The sequence below is a fragment of the Sphingobium sp. CR2-8 genome (genome assembly GCF_035818615.1).
In the GTDB taxonomy this organism is placed as follows: domain Bacteria; phylum Pseudomonadota; class Alphaproteobacteria; order Sphingomonadales; family Sphingomonadaceae; genus Sphingobium.
Window position 1 is genome coordinate 1417584 of sequence record NZ_JAYKZY010000002.1, and the last position, 17480, is coordinate 1435063.

Here is a 17480-nt window from a genome sequence, read left to right on the forward strand (position 1 = left end):
CCTTTCGCCATATGCCGCGCCGGGAGTCGGGCGGACGTGATCGTCGCGAACCGGGTCAGGTCCTGACGGAAGCAGCCACAGTGATTTCGTCACGGGTCGTTCCGGCTCCTACTTTTCAACCATCATCCATCTTCGACAATGGCCGCATGAGCGGCTAGGACAGGTCCATGTCCGATTCCCCGCAGCCCTATCGCGTCCTGGCGCGCAAATATCGACCGCGCAGCTTTCGCGAGCTGATCGGACAGGACGCGATGGTCCAGACGCTGGGCAACGCGATCAAGCGGGGCCGTCTGGCCCACGCCTTCCTAATGACCGGCGTACGCGGGGTGGGTAAGACATCGACGGCGCGCCTCATTGCCAAGGCGCTCAATTGCATCGGCCCGGACGGGCAGGGCGGGCCTACCATCGATCCGTGCGGCGTGTGCGAACCGTGCGTCGCCATCGCCGAAGGACGGCATATCGACGTCGTCGAGATGGATGCCGCCAGCCATACTGGCGTGGACGATGTGCGCGAGATTATCGAGGCGGTGCGCTATGCTGCGGTGTCGGCGCGCTACAAGATCTACATCATCGACGAAGTCCATATGCTCTCCAAAAACGCCTTCAACGCGCTGTTGAAGACGTTGGAGGAGCCACCTGCTCATGTGAAATTCCTGTTCGCCACGACCGAGGTGAACAAGGTGCCGGTGACGGTGCTGTCGCGCTGCCAGCGCTTCGACCTGCGCCGCATTCCCGCCGAACTGCTCGCCAGCCATTTCGCCCATGTGGTGGAGGCCGAAAGCGTGGCGGCCGAACCCGATGCGCTGACGCTGATCGCGCAGGCGGCCGAAGGCTCCGCGCGCGATGGCCTGTCCATCCTCGACCAGGCGATCGCCCATGCGGAGATGGGTGAAGGCGCGCCGATGGTCACCGCCGCCCAGGTGCGCGACATGCTGGGCCTGTCCGATCGCGGGTCGGTGCGGCGTTTGCTCGGTCTGCTGCTGGAGGGCGATACGGCCGCGCTGCTGGGCGCGGTACGCGACCAATATGCGCTGGGGGTGGAGCCGCTGGCGCTGATGCGCGGCCTGATGGAACTCACCCACGCCGTGACGTTGGTGAAGGCCGGGCGCGATATCGCCAGCCCCGGCCAGTCGGCTGAGGAGCGCGATGCGCTGGCGGAATGGGCGTCGCAACTGGGCTTCGCGCCGCTGCATCGGCTGTGGCAATTGCTGGTGAAGGGCCATGACGAAGTCGCGGGCGCCATATTGCCGATCGAAAGCTGCGAAATGGCGCTGCTGCGCGTCATGCATGCCGCGACCATGCCCGATCCGGGCGAACTGGTGCGGATGCTGCGCGAAGGCGCGCCCGTTGCGGGTGGGAGCGCGGAATCGGGCGGAGCGGCAAGCCCATCCGCGCAGCCATCCGCAACCCTGCCTGGTAGCCTGGAAGACATCATAAAGCTGGTGGAGCCGCACAAGGCGCTGCTGGCCAATCATCTGCATGATTGCGCCGCGCTGGTCGCCCTGAACGCGCCCGCGATCGAAATCCGGCTGACCAGCCCCTGGCCGTTCGGCGATTTCAAGCGCGATCTGGAACAGGCGATCAACGCCGTCACGCCCGGCACGAAATGGACGGTGCAGTTGGCGCAGGCGGGCGGCGGCCCTACCTTGCTGGAACAGGCCGAAGCCGCAAAGGCCGATGCCCGCGCCGCAATATTGGAAACCCCGGTGGTCAAGGCGGCGATGGCCGCTTTCCCCGACGCGGAGTTGGTCGAAACCGACCGCCCCGAAGCATGGAGTGCTTGAGACATGAAGGATTTGAACGACATATTGGGCATGGCGAGCCGTGTTCAGGAAGAGTTGCAGCGCGCGCAGGATAATCTGGACAAGCTGGAGGTCGAAGGCCAGGCTGGCGGCGGCCTGGTCAAGGTGCGCGCGTCGGCCAAGGGCCGTATATTGGGCGTATCGATCGACGACAATCTGCTCGCCCCGTCGGAAAAGCAGATATTGGAAGACCTGGTCACCGCCGCGTTCAACGACGCGCGCAAGAAGGCGGACGAGATCAGCAACGCCGAAATGGGCAAGATGACCGTCGGCCTGCCGCTGCCCCCCGGCTTCAAGCTGCCCTTCTGATGACCGGCGCGATGGATCGATCACCTGCGGTTCATCGTTGCACCAATATGACGGCGGCGATTGATTGCCGCGACGGGCATCCCCATAATGGCGATGAACCGTAGGAGAGGGCCGCTTCTTTCGGCCCCGGAGATTGAATGACTGTGCAATATCCCCTTCTGCCGCTGCGCGACATCGTCGTCTTCCCGCAGATGATCGTCCCGCTCTTCGTCGGCCGCGACAAGAGCGTCGCCGCGCTGGAAGCCGCGATGGAAGGATCGAAGGAAATCTTCCTCGTGTCGCAACTCGACCCGGCGGAAGATGATCCGGGCCGCAATTCGCTGTACGACACGGGCGTGGTGGCAGTGGTGCTGCAACTGCTCAAGCTGCCTGACGGCACCGTGCGCGTCCTGGTGGAGGGCAAGCATCGCGCGCAGCTGGACAGCATGGAAACCCGCGACGCCTATCTGGTCGCCAATGTCGATGATGTCGAAGACATCGTCGCGGAAGGGCCGGAGGCGGCGGCGCTGATGCGCTCGGTTGCCGAACAGTTTGAAAATTACGCGAAGCTCAACAAGAAGCTGCCCGCCGAAACCCCGGTGCAACTGCGCGAGATCGAGGATGCGGGCCGCCTGGCCGACGCCGTGTCCGCGAACATCAACGTCAAGGTGTCCGACAAGCAGTCGCTGCTGGTCGAGGCCGATCCGGTCAAGCGGCTGGAAATGGTGTTCGCCTTCATGGAGGGCGAACTGGGCGTGCTCCAGGTCGAAAAGAAAATTCGTGGCCGCGTGAAGCGCCAGATGGAAAAGACCCAGCGCGAATATTATCTGAACGAGCAGTTGAAGGCGATCCAGCGCGAGCTGGGCAATGGCGAGGGTGAGGAAGGCGACGAACTCGCCGAACTGACCGAGAAGATCGCCAAGACCAAGCTCAGCAAGGAAGCCCGTGCCAAGGCGACGGCGGAGCTGAAGAAGCTCAAGGGCATGCAGCCCATGTCGGCCGAAGCGACGGTTGTGCGCAACTATCTCGACGTTCTGCTCGGCCTGCCCTGGGGCAAGAAGGGCAAGGTCAAGAACGACCTCAAGCGCGCGCAGGATGTGCTGGACGAGGATCATTTCGCGCTCGACAAGGTCAAGGACCGGATCATCGAATATCTCGCCGTGCAGGCGCGCACCAACAAGCTCAAGGGGCCGATCCTGTGCCTCGTGGGTCCTCCGGGCGTCGGCAAGACGTCGCTGGGCCGTTCGATCGCCAAGGCGACGGGGCGTGAATTCGTGCGCCAGTCGCTGGGCGGCGTGCGCGACGAAGCGGAAATTCGCGGCCACCGTCGCACCTATATCGGCTCGCTGCCGGGCAAGATCGTCACTAACCTGAAAAAGGCGGGGACGATGAACCCGCTCTTCCTGCTGGATGAGATCGACAAGCTGGGGCAGGATTTCCGCGGCGATCCCGCGTCGGCGCTGCTGGAGGTGCTGGACCCGGAACAGAATAGCAAGTTCCAGGATCACTATCTGGAAATCGACGTCGACCTTTCGGACATCATGTTCGTGACGACGGCCAACTCGCTGAATTTGCCGCAACCTTTGCTCGACCGCATGGAGATCATCCGGCTCGAAGGCTATACCGAGGATGAAAAGGTCGAGATCGCCCAACGCCATCTGATCGCCAAGCAGGTCGAGGCGCATGGCCTGAAAGACGGCGAGTTCGAAGTCACCGAAGCGGCCGTCCGCGACCTGATCCGCTACTATACCCGCGAGGCGGGCGTTCGCACGCTGGAGCGCGAAGTGGCGCGGCTGGCGCGCAAGGCACTGCGCAAGATCCTGGAAGGCGCCTATGACAAGGTCGTCATCACACCGGACAATCTGGCCGACTATGCGGGCGTGCGGAAATTCCGCCACGGCATGGGTGAGGAAGAGGATCAGATCGGCGCGGTAACGGGCCTGGCCTGGACCGAAGTCGGCGGCGAATTGCTGACGATCGAAGCGGTGACGGTGCCCGGCAAGGGGCTGATCAAGACCACCGGCAAGCTGGGCGAGGTCATGAACGAATCGGTGCAGGCCGCCTTCTCCTATGTGCGGGCGCGTTCGCCGGGCTATGGGATCAAGCCGAGCGTCTTCAACCGCAAGGACATCCATATCCATCTGCCCGAAGGCGCGGTGCCCAAGGACGGCCCGTCGGCCGGTATCGGCATGGTCACCACGATCGTGTCGACCCTGACCGGCATTCCGGTGCACAAGGATGTCGCGATGACGGGTGAGGTCACATTGCGTGGCCGCGTGTTGCCGATCGGCGGCTTGAAGGAAAAGCTGCTCGCGGCGTTGCGCGGCGGCATCAAGACGGTGCTGATCCCGCAGGAAAATGAGAAGGACCTAGCAGAAATCCCGGCCAACATTCGCGAAGGGCTGGAAATCGTGCCGGTCTCGCATGTCGATGAGGTGCTGGCCCGCGCGCTCGCATCCGTACCGGAAGCGATCGCCTGGACCGAAGAGGATGATTTGGCTGCACAGCCCAGCAATGGGCCAGGGCGCGACAGCGACCCCGCCTTGCGGCATTAACCAAAAGCCGGGAAAGCGGCGGGTATCTGCGGGTTTTGTTGGATTTTGCGTCCGCGGGCGCAAAATTCCACAGCGGTGAAGGGCTTTGTCGCTTTCCCTTTGACAGGCGCAGGAATCCGCGCCTTATTGCGCCCCCTACGCCGCGATTCCTAATCAACCAAATAGCAAGGGGGTTCCCAAGGCATGAACAAGCAGGATTTGATCAGCGCAGTTGCTGAAAGCAGCGGCCTTAGCAAGAATGACGCGACCAAGGCCGTCGAAGGCGTGTTCGACGCCATCACCAGCGCGCTGAAGAAGGGCGACGAAGTGCGCCTCGTCGGCTTCGGCACTTTCTCCGTTTCGCAGCGCAAAGCGTCCACCGGCCGCAACCCGCGCACCGGCGAAACCATGACCATCAAGGCTTCGACCCAACCCAAGTTCAAGGCCGGCAAGGGCCTAAAGGATTCGGTCAACTGAGGCGCGCGGCGCCTGCCTTCCCGGGGGCGCCGACCGTTCGACCATCTGCCGGCATCGCGGCCGGAAAGTTTTCAGGAGAGTGATGCGGCGACAGGAAGATCATCTTCCACGCCGCCAGATGCCGAATGGCAAAAGGGACGAAGGGGCACATCGCCTTTTCGTCCCTTTTTTTGCCGATGCGCCCCTCGACCCGAGAGGGAGCGATGGTTAGGACGTTCTCCATGACGGGACGCATGACGAGAGCCATCGGGATCATCCTGGCCCTGGGGTTGTCCGCCTGCGCTGGCGGCCATTATCGCCCGGTGCGCGACACGCCGGTCAGGATCGGCCCGCCCTATACAGTGCGCGGCACCACCTATGTTCCTGCCGCCGATCCGACCTATGACATGCTGGGCTATGCCAGCTGGTATGGATCGGAATCAGGCAACCACACCGCCAATGGCGAGCGGTTCCGGGCCAAGTGGATCACCGCCGCGCATGTCAGCCTGCCGCTGCCCAGCTATGTCGAGGTCACGGCATTGGACACCGGCCGCACGCTGCTGGTCCGCGTCAACGACCGAGGCCCCTTTTCGGGTCGCGGACGGGTGATCGACCTGTCGCGCGGCGCGGCGGAAGAACTGGGCATCCGGGCGCAGGGTCATGCGCCGGTCCGCGTGCGCTTGGTCGATCCACCGGAAAAGGACAAGGCGCGCCTGCGCAAGGGCAAGGCGGCAAGCAGCCGGCCACGCGTGCCGGAAAGGATATTGGTCAACCTGCGCGCGCAATTGCAGGCGTCGGCCCCATGACGGCGACGGCGGCGCAGGCAGAGACCGTGCGGCGCATCGCACAAGACCATCCCGTCGCTGGTCCGATGCTGGACCGCTGGGCACTGCTGGGCCTGCCCGACGCCTGGTTGTCCGGCAGCCTGCTCGCGCAGGCCTGGTGGAACATCCGGTTCGGCCTGCCACCGTTGCACGGCATCGATGACGCCGACATCATCTATTTCGATCCGGTCGACCTCTCCGATAACGCGGAGGCGCGGGCGGCGGCGCATGTCGGCCAGGTCTTCGCCGATCTGCCGATCCGTCTGGACGTGAAAAATCAGGCGCGGGTGCATCTCTGGTATCCCGATCGCTTCGGCGTTCCGATTGCGCCCTATCGTTCGGCGCGGGACGCGACCGCGACTTTCCCCACGACCGCGTCGGCCGTGGCGATCAATGAGGTCGCCCTGTCCGCGCCTTTCGGTCTGGACGATTTCCTGGCGCCTGTCGTGCGCGCCAATGCGACATTGATCGACCGCGCCTTTTACGAGCATAAGGCTGCGCGCTGGGCTACATGCTGGCCCGATCTGCCGATCCTTCCCTGGAGCGAGGCGGCAAGACCGCGATCGGTGGGATGAAGGGGAGAATGTGCGTCATTGCGCGCCTATGGCATTTGACTGCTTGACGACCGGTAATGGGCCGCATATGTGGCGCTTCTCTCGGGGCTTCTGGCCCCTGTGGCGATCGTAGCTCAGTTGGTTAGAGCGCCGGTTTGTGGTACCGGAGGTCGCGGGTTCGGATCCCGTCGATCGCCCCATTGTCTGATATGTCCCCTGCCATAAGGGGCCTGTTCTTTGCGGGAATGGGATCGTCAAACGGCGTTGCCGGACACGCAAAAGCCGTTCCCAATTTTCCTCATGATGCTCTATAGCGCGGCTATGACCGATGCGCGCGACAAGGGCCTGACCCTCAATCCCAAATATGACGATCATGGCCTGATTACCGCAGTCGTGACCGACGCGGCGACGGGCGAACTGCTGATGGTCGCGCATATGAACGCGCAGGCGCTGGCGCTGACGGTCGAGACCGGCCTTGCCCATTTCTGGTCGCGCAGTCGCCAGGCGCTGTGGAAGAAGGGGGAGACGTCGGGCCACATGTTGACAGTGCGCGATATCCGCATCGATTGCGATCAGGATGCCGTCTGGGTGAAGGCGACGCCCGCCGGTCCCACCTGCCACACCGGCGCGCGCTCCTGCTTCTTTCGTCGGGTCGGGCCGGACGGCCTGACGGCCGTGGAACCTGCGGCAGATATTGCGATCGATGCAGCGGGCTAGCCTGGCGCTCCTTGTCCTCCTGGCCTCTTGCCAACGTGCTCCGGAGGCGGCTGACGCCACCGGGGGGCATCCGATGCGCCCGCCGTCTCCGGCCTTGAGCGCGCCGCGATCGAGAGTGGCGCGATCACCGACACCAGCAAGACGTCGCCCATAGGCCTCTACCAGCGCAGCCACGAGGCCGGGCGAGACATGTTGTGCGTGATGCCGTCCAAGGATGGCGCGTTTCGCTTCGGGCTACAGGCCAATTTCGGCGAGGATGAGAGCTGCCGAGGGCAGGGGTCGGCGCGGCGCGCGGGCGACAAGCTGATCCTCAGCTTCAAGGGCGGGGATCGCTGCATCGTGGTCGCGCAATATGATGGCGACCAGATCGCGCTGCCCGGTGTGGTCGACATGGCCTGCGCAGACCTGTGCGAAGGGCGCGGCTCATTGGAAGGCGTCAGCTTCCCGCGCACCGCCAACGACGCCGCCAGCGCCCTGCGCGCCCGGGACAAGGACGGCCATCCGCTCTGCGAGATTTAGGATATCGCAAAAGCTGGTGACGGCTACGGGCAAATGGCAGTCATGCCAAAGTATTGATGTCACATCGGTTCTGACTTCTGGCCTGTGTTTAATACCAGAATGCGATGACGCTGACCCATGAGGCAGTTCCCCGGCGAAGGGCGGGGTACAGTTCTGAGCGCCCGACTGGCCCCGGCCTTCGCCGGGGAACAACTGACTATAGGTTCCTATCAATGCAACTTGCTATTAGAACCGTCGGGTAAGCGTCGCATACCATTCTCTGGGGCGACCCACATAACCTGTCACCAGTCCGTAAGCGACAACGCTTTCGTCCAAACCGGTATAATAGAATTTATTGAACAGATTGGTCACGCCCGTACTCAGGCTCCAGTCACGGTCCGCCGTTTCATATGTCAGGCGCACCTGAAACAGGCTACGTGCTTCTACGCGATTGAGAGGCGTGTTGACCGCCTTGTAAAAGAAGCTCGATTGATAGGTCCAATCCAGCCGGGGCGTGAGCGTGCCGGAGCCAAGATCGGCCTCATATTGGATGCCCGCAGAGGCTTGCCAGTCGCTGAGAAAGGGCTCTTTCATGTTCAGCGATACGCCCGAAAGCGGATTGACCGACTTATATTTGAAATCGAGGTAGCCTGCGGTCCCGTCGATGGTCAGCCCATCGACCGGGCGCAAGGTCAGTTCGATCTCCGCGCCTTTCACCTGCGCATTGCCGGCATTGGCCGGGGCGGCACAGGCCGGGCTTACGCTGGGCGGACAGGCAAACAAGGTCAGTTGCATATCCTTATAATCGTTGAGGAAAACAGCGCCGTTCAACCGCGCTGTCCGCCCTCCCAGATCGGCCTTGAAACCGGCTTCATAAGCCGTCACCGTTTCCGGGCCGAAATTGCGGACCTGATCGGGTACGAAGGGACGCGGATTGATGCCGCCGCCCTTGAAGCCCGTGGACACCTGCGCATAAGTCATCAGCGCCTCGTTCCAGCGATAGTTGACGCCGATGCGGTAATCGACATGGGTCTTCTTATAGGTGCCTGAAACACCGTCCAGGCCGAAGATCAGGAAGTTTGGCGCAAAGAAGGCAGGGGAAATCGGCGTGCCGTCGGTATTTCTGCGACTGAAAGTATAGGTTTTCTTGTCATTGGTGTAACGAAGCCCGCCGATAATGCTAAATCCCGTAAACGGCGTGACTTCTCCATGGGCGAAGACGGAATAATTGCGATTGGTGACGGGATCGTTGGTCAAGAAGTTAAACAGCGAATCGGGTATTTCTACCCTGGAACGCAACCGATCCTTGGCATCATAGTAAAATCCGCCAACGGTGTAGTTCAGGACTGTTCCGACCTTGCCGCTCAGGCGGAGTTCCTGCGTGAATTGCTTGTGGCTGAAGCGCAGCGCCTGATTCAAGATCGCGAGCGGCGACCCGTCGAAATCAGACGCACTGGTGCCGCTCGCGTCACGATAGGCCGTGATGGATTTAAGGCTGAGCGCATCACTCAGTTCGATGTCGACCATGGCGCTCAGCCCATAGCCCTTGGCGGTGGACTCTGGCGTCATGTTGAAGGAACCCGGCGCAACCTGTGTAGGAATACCCAAGATCGTCGTATAATTGCCGCCGTTGGAGTAGTTAGAATAGTTGGTGTAGCTCTTGGCCCCGGTCAGGAAACGGCTGTCGAAGGGTATCCCGGCGAACGGGTTGAGAGGAGAAAAGCTTCGGACGTTGGGGTTGTTGGCGAAGAACAATTTCGACGCGCCAGCTTCGGAATTGTCACGGGTCACATCGCCCGTCAGGTTGACTTCCACCGGCGAGTCCGCGGGTGCGTAGCGCAGGGACAGGCGAAGGCCCTTCACATTTTTGCCGCCTTCCGTGCCGATCGTGCAGCTTCCGCCCGATGTAGGGCTGGCGGCAAAGCCTTGCCCCGGATTGACGCAGCCATAATCGAGCCGCTTCACATAGCCGTCCGAACTTCTGGAGACGCCCGAAATGCGGGCGAACAATGAGTCCGTCAACGGGATATTGGCGCTGGCGCGCAGGCCGATCCGGTTGAAGCGGCCAAAGGTGGCTTCGACAAAGCCACCGGCTGTTTCATCGGGCTTTCTGGTGAAAAGCTTGATCGATCCGCCCAGAGAGTTTTTGCCCGAGAGCGTCCCCTGCGGACCCCGCAGAATTTCGACGCGCTCCAAATCGGTCAGGTCGAAGACGGCGCCGAATGTCGTGCCGAAATATACGTCATCGATGTAGATGCCGACGCCCGGTTCCAAGGCGAAGCTGGAGTCGCTCTGGCCCACGCCGCGGATGAAGGCGACCAGCGAATTGCCATAATAGGACGGCGCTTCGCTGACGCTGACGCTGGGGGCATAGCCGCCGATATTGGACAGGCTCGTCTGGTCTCGATTGTTGAGCATGTCCGCCGACAGGGCCGTGATTGCCAGTGGCGTATCCTGAAGACGCTGTTGCCGGAATTGCGCCGTGACGATGATGTCGCGATTGCCGCCATCTGCATCGGCCTGACCGGCATCTTGTGCGGCCGCTGGCGTTTCGTTGCCCGCGCTTGATTGCGCCCATGCCGTGGTCGAAAGCATCGCTGCGGTCAGCGCCGTCAAGGCACAGCCGGATTTTACGGCAACGTTCATTAAAGTCCTCCCCCTCTGTTCGAACGATATGCCAATCGCCCAATTATTCTGCTCCAACCCCGTCGCCATGATGCAGTCGGCTCGACCGATATGGCGGTCGGCACACTTCTGCGGTCATGGACGGCGCTGGTTGAATTGCCCAACTCAGCGCTTGTTGAAGCCGTCCGCCTATCCTATCCAGGTCTGGCGGCGGAAGCGTTGAGCGAAATAGAGCGGCAGGTTGTCTGAAATGGAACTGGGAGGGCGATATGATGTTCCCGCCCTGCTCGATCTGAGCGGTGTCGAGGAAGATCGTCGGGCGCATGTCTGGTCCAGCCGCACGCCGTCCATATTCCCTGGCCTTTCCATCAGCGACCTTGGGCAGATTCAGTCGGCAGGGCAAATTCATCGGCTGGCGATGGGGGAAGGCGCCCTCTGGACCATGCGCTACCCCGCTGCTCGCGTACAATACACGCCAGGCCGCTGGAGCGACGACGCCAATTTCACGCTGATGATGCAGATAGAGGGCTGCAACGAAGTCGTGCAGGGGCGCCGCGCGGAGATGAATGCCGGTGACATCTGCTTTATCGACGAGCGTTTGCCATTCAGCATCAATGGCCCCGACAGCGGTCAGATCATCTTCCTGCGCATGCCGCGCGCCAGCGTGCTGAGTCGCAACCCGCATCTGGAGCATCGCACCGTGTGCCCATTGCGTAGCGGAGAAGCCGACACCAGCATGATTGCTGATGCGCTGATGAGCGCATTGCGGTCTGCGGCGCTGTTGGGGGAGGACCGTCGACGCGCGGTTCTAGTCTCCATAATCCATCTGATGGGGGCGGCGGAATTCGCGCAGGACGAAGCGCCGTCAAAGCCGGTCTGGCGGGTGCAGAATGCGCTCCTGTTCATCGACCTCCATCTGGCCGAACCCGCACTATCCGCCGAAGCTGTCGCGCGATCCCAGCATATCAGCCGCCGTCATCTGGACCAGTTATTTCATGATACGTTGGGTGCCTCCATCACAGATCGCATCTGGAAACGACGGATTGAACAGGCCGCCGAAGACCTGCGCGATCCAGCGCGCGCGGGCATGACCATATCCCAAATCGCTTTTGCCAACGGCTTTCAGGATGCGGCGCATTTTACCAATGCCTTCCGACGCAATCGCCATTGCACGCCGACGCAATGGCGCGCCTGCACTCCGTTGCTCGCTGTGGGTCAGCCTGCCAGATCGGTCTGATCCGGCTTGGGCCATCCAGTTTACCCGGCCTTCGCAAGCGCAGCCGCATCAACCCAGCAGCCATGAACCTGCGGACGCAGACGTTGGGGGATGGACACCTTCGCCACTGGCCCTGCGCCGATATTCCCTGCGTCGATGATCCAGCATTGGTGCTCGAAATCGTCAGATCCAGTTTGTTGGTCGACGACCGTTATCAGCCACCCTTCATGCCCGGCTTGTTTGCTGGGCACATGGACCGGTTCATTGAAGCAATGGGCCGGTGGCAAGGCGAGCGCTTGCAGAGGCCCACCGTTGAAATCCAGGCGAATAAGCCTGTTGAACATGGCCCCCACCGGCCCGCCCAAAACGGGGGGGCACGCATGTCGGGATCCATTGTCAGCATCCAGCCATAGTCGAGTGGCCGTCCCTGCTTATGCGCCGGAATGATGGGAAAGTCCCCGGAAGGGCCGATGCGCGCAGCGGTGATAGTGTCGCTGCCATCCGTCAGATTAATGGTCCAGCGTTCCAGCCGACCATCGGCTTCCCAAGCTGGAATATTAAGGCCCGACGCGCGCTGAACGAAGGGGAAGGCGTTGACGTTCGACAGGCACTGATCGAAATGAATAAGCCCCTCTGCATCCTCATGGGCGTTCATCATATGATAGCAGAAGACGCCTTTTGGCCCCTTGAACCAGCGGAGTTCGGCGGTATCGCCATAGCGCGGCATCACACCAACCCAGCTGTCGATATCCATATGATGGACCCAATGATCGCCCCCTGCCTTCAGGCGATCCAGATCGGCGGTCGTCGGATATATGGGGAACAGCACATAATTTTCGGTAATGGCGAAATCGTGCATCATCGCGCAGTAAGGCGCATCGAACCATTGTTCCCGCAACAGGATGCCGTCTTTATCCACGATGAAATAGGCGATTTTCCGTGATGCCAGTCCGTCGGCCTCATAACCGAACATGAAGAGTTCCCCGGTGTCGGGATCGACCCTGCCATGGGCGGTTGATGTCTGGGATTGCAGCTTGCCGTCGAAATCATAAGAACCGACCGTCGCCAGCGTGGCCGGGTCGACGCGATAGGGACGTCCATCCTCTTTGGCGAGCAGCAGTCGTCCGCCATGCCAGATGGGGGTGGTGTTCGCGACGGTGCGATCCAATCCTGCCGCAACAGGCTTGTCGGTAAAAGGATTGCGATATTTCCCATACACCGCTTCACCGGCGGCTGCCTCGACCTCATGCCGAACGGTTTGTACGTATCGCATGGAGATGCTGACATCGTCCGCTGCAAAGCGGATCGCCGAAATCATGCCATCGCCCGACAGAATGGCGCCACCATCTTCGATGAATGGGGGATAGGCAGGGTCCGGCACAGCGCGAAAAAAGACGCCCTTCACGTCGGCGGGTATGACGCCCTCAACCTTCAGATTATGCAAATCATATTCAGCGCCAAGCGGTGTGTTCAGGCCGGTATATTCGGGTGTTTGTGGAAATGCTGCCACCGCCTCTTCCTCCTATCATTATTGCGTGGCTATGTGCATCACGATCAAAGAATGCGCAAGAATGTTGCGAATTAACTCCGCAATGTTTCTTAAAATGTTGATATGTAATGAAATTTGCGCGTTGACATTGTTCGAAGAGTTAGAGGCTGACATGGTGACCGCCATATCGCGTCAGACATCGCCTGACGGCTGCGACCGCCAGGTGATTTCAGGCCTGATTTTATGCTCGTCCGCCCTCCTATTCATGGCAAGCCATTCCCATCTTGCCGGTGGCGGACGGCAGCGAGCCGATTGCATGTGAAAGGACGTCAGCATGGCCGAGCGTTTGAAGATCGATTTCGTATCGGACATTGTCTGTCCCTGGTGCATCATCGGGCTTAAAGGTCTGCAAGTGGCCCTGAAACGCCTCGATGGCGAGGTCACGGCGGATATTCGCTTCCACCCGTTCGAACTTAATCCGGACATGGAGCCGCAAGGCCAGAATCTGGGCGAGCATCTTGCCCAGAAATATGGATCGACGCCCGAGCAGTCGGCCGCCAATCGGGCGATGATAAAGGATCGCGCCGCAGCGTTGGGCTTTGACATCACGATGACCGCAGACAGCCGGATGTATAATAGCTTCGATGCCCACAGGCTTCTGTGCTGGGCCGCTGAGGAGGGCGGGCAGGCCGATCTCAAGCTCGCGATGTTCGAGGCCTATTTCACCCACGGCCTCAATGTGGCCGACCATTCGGTTCTTCTTGGCGCTGTGGCGAAGGCCGGTCTGGACATCGAACGGGCCCTGACGATCCTTGAAAGCGACGAGTTCGCGGCGGCCGTGCGCAGTGAGGAAGCCCTATGGCAGTCCCGCGGGATCAACAGCGTTCCCGCGGTCGTAGTGAACGGGAAATATCTCATCAGCGGCGGGCAGCCGCCCGAAGCGTTCGAACAGGCGCTGAGAAAGATCGCCACGGAAAGCCGGTCAGTCTGACCCAGGGCTGTTGGGCGAGAAGACGCCTTTATGATGGTCGCGGCAATGAATATCTGAAGACCGACCCTGATATAAAGCCGAGGTTCGCGGCCGTCCTCCAGTGCCTAGACTGTCCCCAAATCCGCGCGCCAATCAAGAGCGCTCGGGCAGAGGACAGGCAATGGCGAGAGAGCATTTTCTGGGAAGGACGCTAGCGGATTTCGAGCCCCCGGTGCGCGGCGATCCGATCACCGGAGAACGCTATTATTCCAAGCGCTGGGCGCGCGCCGAATGGCGCCACGTCTTTGCCAAGGTCTGGCATATCGGCGGGATGCTGGCCGATCTGGAGGAACCGGGCGACTGGATCACCCATAATCTGATGCGCGACAGCGTCATCATGATCCGGCAGGAGGATGGCTCGATCAAGGCCTTCTTCAATGCCTGCGTCCATCGCGGCAACCGGCTGCTCTGGTCCGACATGGGCAGCAGCGAGCGGATCACCTGCTCCTATCATGGCTGGCAGTTCGGTAAGGACGGCACCTTGTTGTTCGCGCAGGATGCAGAGGATTTTCCCGGCGGCAATCCGTGCGGCAAGGCGCATCTGACCGAGATCGCGGTCGGCACATGGGGGCCGTTCGTCTGGTTTAACATGGACAAAGACGCCACGCCGCTGCTCGACTGGCTGGCGCCGCTGCCCGATCAACTGGCAGGCTATCAGATGGAGACGATGACGCGCGTGCTGGACGTGCGCTGCGAAATTCCCTGCAACTGGAAGATCATTCGCGACAATTTCAACGAAAGCTATCATTTGCCCACGCTCCACCCGGAACTGGCGAGCTTTATCGACGACGAATATACCGACACCAGTTTCGAGATGTATCCCAGCGGCCATAACCGCATGGTGCAAAAGGGATGCCACCCGTCCAAGCGGCTGGACTATCCCGATGCGATGCAGCCGCTGGTCGAGGATAATCTGCGCGAATGGGGGCTGGACCCCGCCGATTTCACCGATCGCGCGACGCAGGCACGGGTGGCGATCCAGCAGGCCAAGCGGCGGTTGGGACGCGAACGCGGCTATCGGCATTTCGACACGATGACCGACAGCATGCTGACCGACTATTATCATTATACGCTCTGGCCAAACACAACGATCACGATGAGCCCGGACGGGTTCCAGATATTGCGGTCCGAACCGCATCCGACCGACCCGGAAAAATGCATCTTCGACCATTGGTATCTGATGCCGCCGGTTGACGGGCGCACGGAAGTGGTCACCCCGGTCGGCATCGTGCCCTTCGCGCCTGCCGAGCGGGAGGTCGTGATCTATGGCGACAAGACGCTGGGCTATGTCGCGGATCAGGACATGTCGGTGGCTGTGGGCCAGCAGCAGGGGCTGCATTCGATGGGCTATAAGGGCGGCACGATTTCAGGGCAGGAAAAGCGGATTCAGCGCTTCCATGAATTGCTGAACGATGCGTGCGGCATTCATGGCGCGTTACCGGCGGATGGGGACTGATGTCCGCGTTCGAAGACCGGGTGGCGATCAACGACGTGTTGGCGCGCTATGCCGATGGCGTGAACCGGCGTGACGCGGTCTTATGGGCATCGACCTGGGACGAAGACGGCGAATGGCGGCTGTTCGATCCCGATCCGGTGAAGGGTCGGGCGGCGATCCTGGACGCCTGGCGACAGGCAATGGCGGGATTCCCCTTCGTGATCATGATGGTGTCGCAGGGTGAGGTCGTGATCGATGGCGACGCGGCTACCGGGCGATCCTATTCCAGCGAAGTCGCGCGCACCGCCGATGGCAAAAGGCTACGGGTGCAGGGCTGCTACGAGGATCGCTATCGCAAACGCAATGGCGTCTGGGGCTTTGCCTTCCGTGCGTTCACCGCCGTCGACAGCGAAGACTATTGAGATCGATCGGGAGAGGATGATGGCACGACTGGACGGCAAGGTTGCGGTGATATTGGGCGCGTCCGACCCCCGCAGCATGGGCGCGGCGACGGCGCGGCGCTTTGCGGCCGAGGGCGCGAAGCTGGTGCTGGCGGCGCGGCGAGCGGACGCGGTCGCAGCGGTGGCGACAGATCTGGGCGCGGTCGCCATCGCCTGCGATATCACCGACGAAGCGCAATTGGCCGCGCTCGCCAAGGCGGCGGTCGATAATTATGGGCGGCTCGACATTGCGATCAACTATGCCGGTATAGGTGGGTCGGGCGCGATCCTGGACACCAGCGCCGAGCTGTTCCGCCAGCAGGCGGAAGTGCATTTCGTCGGGACGGGCCTGTTCATCAAGCAGATGGCGCTGGCCATGACCCCTGTTGCCGATGGCAAGGGTGGCGGATCGATCATCACCGCATCGTCGCTCACCGTGCTGGTGCAGGCGACCGATTATGGCGCCTATGCGGGGTCCAAGGGCGGGGCGGACGTGCTGGTCAAAGTCGCCGCCAATGAACTGGGCGCACGCGGCATCCGGGTCAATTCCATCGCGCCGGGCTTCACCAAGAGCGCCATGACGGAGGATTATTTTGCCATGCCGGCTGTCACGAACGCTTTCCTCAAGGAAATGCCGCTGGGGCGCTTTCCTACGGTCGAGGATATTGCCAATACCGCCTTGTGGCTCGCCAGTGACGAGGCGTTCGTGACCGGCCAGCGGATCGATGTCACCGCCGGACAGGCGCTACGGCGAACGCCGCGCCCGGAGGAGTTCGTCTGATGGGCCGGCTGTCGGGCAAGGCGGCGCTGGTCGTGGGTGCCGCCAGCGCGGGGAATATGGGACAGGCGATCGCTCGCCGCTTTGCGGATGAAGGCGCGCGGGTCGTGGTCGCCGGGCGCAACATGCACGTGCTGGAAACGCTGGCGGGCGAGATTGGCGGCGTGGCGCTGCCTTGTGACTTTTCCGATCGGGCGAGTATCTTCGCCCTGGTCGAAGGCACGAAGGCGGCGCTGGGCGGCCTGGATATTGCGGTCAACGCCACCGGCTGGGGCCTGCTCAAACCGTTCCTCGAAACGACCGACGAGGATTTCGATCGGATGTATGCGCTGCAACTGCGCGGACCGTTCCAGTTCCTGCAAGCGCTGATCCCGGCGATGGGCGCAGGCGGGTCAGTCATCCAGATCAGTTCGGCGACCGCGACGATCATGTTCCACGATCATGACGCCTATATGGCGACCAAGGCGGGCACCGACCATATGATCCGCAGCGTCGCCAACCAGTTTGGCGACCGCGGCATCCGTTTCAATAGCGTGTCGCCGGGCGTCACCGATACGCCGATGACGGCCGATGCGGCTGCCGTGCCCGGCCTGATGGACGCCTTCAACAAAGCCTATCCGCTCGGTCGCTATGGCACGCGGGAGGATATCGCGGCGGCCTGTGTCTGGCTCGCCAGCGACGAATCTTTCATGACCGGTGAGAATATGCAGGTGAATGGCGGGCTAAGCCTGCGCGGTAATCCGTCCAAGGCGGACATCGCAGCGTCGGTCGCGGCGGCGATTGCGGCGGGCTGA

At 61.7% G+C, this 17480-nt stretch carries 17 protein-coding genes, 1 tRNA gene, 1 other RNA gene and 1 pseudogene; 16 read left to right on the plus strand and 4 right to left on the minus strand.

What is annotated here, in order from left to right; genetic code table 11:
- Positions 1–18 precede the first annotated feature (18 nt).
- The 5 genes from ffs to U5A82_RS10830 all read left to right on the plus strand — a co-directional run bounded on the left by ffs (position 19) and on the right by U5A82_RS10830 (position 5101).
- An RNA gene (ffs, locus tag U5A82_RS10810) (signal recognition particle sRNA small type) lies at positions 19–116 on the plus strand.
- A gap of 51 nt (positions 117–167) precedes the next feature.
- The gene (locus U5A82_RS10815) at positions 168–1784 is read left to right on the plus strand and encodes a DNA polymerase III subunit gamma/tau (RefSeq protein ID WP_326290793.1); all 1617 of its coding nucleotides are present in this window, start codon (positions 168–170) and stop codon (positions 1782–1784) included.
- 3 nt (positions 1785–1787) lie between these two features.
- Positions 1788–2111: a YbaB/EbfC family nucleoid-associated protein gene (locus U5A82_RS10820; RefSeq protein WP_326290795.1), complete on the plus strand. Its 324-nt coding sequence runs from the start codon at positions 1788–1790 to the stop codon at positions 2109–2111.
- A gap of 137 nt (positions 2112–2248) precedes the next feature.
- Positions 2249–4645: an endopeptidase La gene (gene lon / locus U5A82_RS10825; protein ID WP_326290797.1), complete on the plus strand. Its 2397-nt coding sequence runs from the start codon at positions 2249–2251 to the stop codon at positions 4643–4645.
- Between the two features lie 183 nt (positions 4646–4828).
- Positions 4829–5101: an HU family DNA-binding protein gene (locus tag U5A82_RS10830; RefSeq protein WP_326290799.1), complete on the plus strand. Its 273-nt coding sequence runs from the start codon at positions 4829–4831 to the stop codon at positions 5099–5101.
- Here U5A82_RS10830 and U5A82_RS10835 read toward each other — a convergent pair.
- Positions 5094–5348, minus strand: a complete 255-nt coding sequence (locus U5A82_RS10835) for a hypothetical protein (RefSeq protein ID WP_326290802.1) — start codon at positions 5346–5348, stop codon at positions 5094–5096. The two genes, U5A82_RS10830 and U5A82_RS10835, sit on opposite strands and share 8 nt — an antisense overlap.
- Between U5A82_RS10835 and U5A82_RS10840 the strand changes: the two genes are divergently transcribed.
- From U5A82_RS10840 to U5A82_RS10860, 5 genes and pseudogenes are all read left to right on the plus strand, one after another.
- The gene (locus tag U5A82_RS10840) at positions 5335–5886 is read left to right on the plus strand and encodes a septal ring lytic transglycosylase RlpA family protein (protein WP_442802165.1); all 552 of its coding nucleotides are present in this window, start codon (positions 5335–5337) and stop codon (positions 5884–5886) included. The two genes, U5A82_RS10835 and U5A82_RS10840, sit on opposite strands and share 14 nt — an antisense overlap.
- Positions 5883–6479, plus strand: a complete 597-nt coding sequence (locus U5A82_RS10845) for a nucleotidyltransferase family protein (protein ID WP_326290804.1) — start codon at positions 5883–5885, stop codon at positions 6477–6479. The genes U5A82_RS10840 and U5A82_RS10845 overlap by 4 nt, the downstream gene beginning before the upstream one ends.
- Positions 6480–6581: 102 nt before the next feature.
- Positions 6582–6658, plus strand: a tRNA-His gene (locus U5A82_RS10850).
- A 121-nt stretch (positions 6659–6779) separates the two neighbouring features.
- Positions 6780–7175 (plus strand): phosphoribosyl-AMP cyclohydrolase, encoded by a 396-nt coding sequence (gene hisI, locus U5A82_RS10855; RefSeq protein ID WP_326290806.1) that lies wholly within the window; start codon positions 6780–6782, stop codon positions 7173–7175.
- Positions 7162–7694, plus strand: a pseudogene (locus tag U5A82_RS10860) (hypothetical protein). Before hisI ends, U5A82_RS10860 begins: the two are co-directional and overlap by 14 nt.
- Before the next feature lie 225 nt (positions 7695–7919).
- Here the strand turns inward: U5A82_RS10860 and U5A82_RS10865 are convergent.
- Positions 7920–10319 carry a TonB-dependent receptor gene (locus U5A82_RS10865; protein WP_326290807.1) on the minus strand — a complete coding sequence of 800 codons (2400 nt, stop codon included), beginning with the start codon at positions 10317–10319 and terminating at the stop codon, positions 7920–7922.
- 229 nt (positions 10320–10548) lie between these two features.
- Here U5A82_RS10865 and U5A82_RS10870 point away from each other — a divergent pair, with 229 nt between their 5' ends.
- The gene (locus tag U5A82_RS10870) at positions 10549–11535 is read left to right on the plus strand and encodes a helix-turn-helix domain-containing protein (protein ID WP_326292909.1); all 987 of its coding nucleotides are present in this window, start codon (positions 10549–10551) and stop codon (positions 11533–11535) included.
- 20 nt (positions 11536–11555) lie between these two features.
- Here U5A82_RS10870 and U5A82_RS10875 read toward each other — a convergent pair whose 3' ends face one another.
- The gene (locus U5A82_RS10875; protein WP_326292910.1) at positions 11556–11843 is read right to left on the minus strand and encodes a carotenoid oxygenase family protein; all 288 of its coding nucleotides are present in this window, start codon (positions 11841–11843) and stop codon (positions 11556–11558) included.
- Complete coding sequence (locus U5A82_RS10880; RefSeq protein WP_326290809.1) at positions 11729–13024, minus strand: carotenoid oxygenase family protein; 1296 nt, start codon at positions 13022–13024, stop codon at positions 11729–11731. The genes U5A82_RS10875 and U5A82_RS10880 overlap by 115 nt, the downstream gene beginning before the upstream one ends.
- Positions 13025–13337: 313 nt before the next feature.
- Here U5A82_RS10880 and U5A82_RS10885 point away from each other — a divergent pair, with 313 nt between their 5' ends.
- The 5 genes from U5A82_RS10885 (at position 13338) to U5A82_RS10905 (ending at position 17480) form a co-directional block, all read left to right on the plus strand.
- Entirely contained in the window at positions 13338–13994 is a 657-nt protein-coding gene (locus U5A82_RS10885) for a DsbA family oxidoreductase (RefSeq protein ID WP_326290810.1), read from the plus strand.
- 160 nt (positions 13995–14154) lie between these two features.
- Positions 14155–15489 carry an aromatic ring-hydroxylating oxygenase subunit alpha gene (locus U5A82_RS10890; RefSeq protein ID WP_326290812.1) on the plus strand — a complete coding sequence of 445 codons (1335 nt, stop codon included), beginning with the start codon at positions 14155–14157 and terminating at the stop codon, positions 15487–15489.
- A complete protein-coding gene (locus U5A82_RS10895) occupies positions 15489–15890 on the plus strand; it encodes a nuclear transport factor 2 family protein (protein WP_326290815.1) in 402 nt (133 codons plus the stop codon). The genes U5A82_RS10890 and U5A82_RS10895 overlap by 1 nt, the downstream gene beginning before the upstream one ends.
- A 19-nt stretch (positions 15891–15909) precedes the next feature.
- Complete coding sequence (locus U5A82_RS10900) at positions 15910–16689, plus strand: SDR family NAD(P)-dependent oxidoreductase (RefSeq protein WP_326290816.1); 780 nt, start codon at positions 15910–15912, stop codon at positions 16687–16689.
- A complete protein-coding gene (locus tag U5A82_RS10905) occupies positions 16689–17480 on the plus strand; it encodes an SDR family oxidoreductase (RefSeq protein WP_326290818.1) in 792 nt (263 codons plus the stop codon). Before U5A82_RS10900 ends, U5A82_RS10905 begins: the two co-directional genes overlap by 1 nt.

Bases quoted from the DNA above. Each gene is read 5' to 3' on its own strand.
- U5A82_RS10905 (WP_326290818.1), top strand. From the start codon at position 16,689: ATGGGCCGGCTGTCGGGCAAGGCGGCGCTGGTCGTGGGTGCCGCCAGC.
- U5A82_RS10870 (WP_326292909.1), top strand. From the start codon at position 10,549: ATGGAACTGGGAGGGCGATATGATGTTCCCGCCCTGCTCGATCTGAGC.
- lon (WP_326290797.1), top strand. From the start codon at position 2,249: ATGACTGTGCAATATCCCCTTCTGCCGCTGCGCGACATCGTCGTCTTC.
- U5A82_RS10840 (WP_442802165.1), top strand. From the start codon at position 5,335: ATGACGAGAGCCATCGGGATCATCCTGGCCCTGGGGTTGTCCGCCTGC.
- hisI (WP_326290806.1), top strand. From the start codon at position 6,780: ATGACCGATGCGCGCGACAAGGGCCTGACCCTCAATCCCAAATATGAC.
- U5A82_RS10895 (WP_326290815.1), top strand. From the start codon at position 15,489: ATGTCCGCGTTCGAAGACCGGGTGGCGATCAACGACGTGTTGGCGCGC.
- U5A82_RS10820 (WP_326290795.1), top strand. From the start codon at position 1,788: ATGAAGGATTTGAACGACATATTGGGCATGGCGAGCCGTGTTCAGGAA.
- U5A82_RS10835 (WP_326290802.1), bottom strand. From the start codon at position 5,348: ATGGCTCTCGTCATGCGTCCCGTCATGGAGAACGTCCTAACCATCGCT.
- U5A82_RS10845 (WP_326290804.1), top strand. From the start codon at position 5,883: ATGACGGCGACGGCGGCGCAGGCAGAGACCGTGCGGCGCATCGCACAA.
- U5A82_RS10900 (WP_326290816.1), top strand. From the start codon at position 15,910: ATGGCACGACTGGACGGCAAGGTTGCGGTGATATTGGGCGCGTCCGAC.
- U5A82_RS10865 (WP_326290807.1), bottom strand. From the start codon at position 10,319: ATGAACGTTGCCGTAAAATCCGGCTGTGCCTTGACGGCGCTGACCGCA.
- U5A82_RS10885 (WP_326290810.1), top strand. From the start codon at position 13,338: ATGGCCGAGCGTTTGAAGATCGATTTCGTATCGGACATTGTCTGTCCC.
- U5A82_RS10815 (WP_326290793.1), top strand. From the start codon at position 168: ATGTCCGATTCCCCGCAGCCCTATCGCGTCCTGGCGCGCAAATATCGA.
- U5A82_RS10830 (WP_326290799.1), top strand. From the start codon at position 4,829: ATGAACAAGCAGGATTTGATCAGCGCAGTTGCTGAAAGCAGCGGCCTT.
- U5A82_RS10890 (WP_326290812.1), top strand. From the start codon at position 14,155: ATGGCGAGAGAGCATTTTCTGGGAAGGACGCTAGCGGATTTCGAGCCC.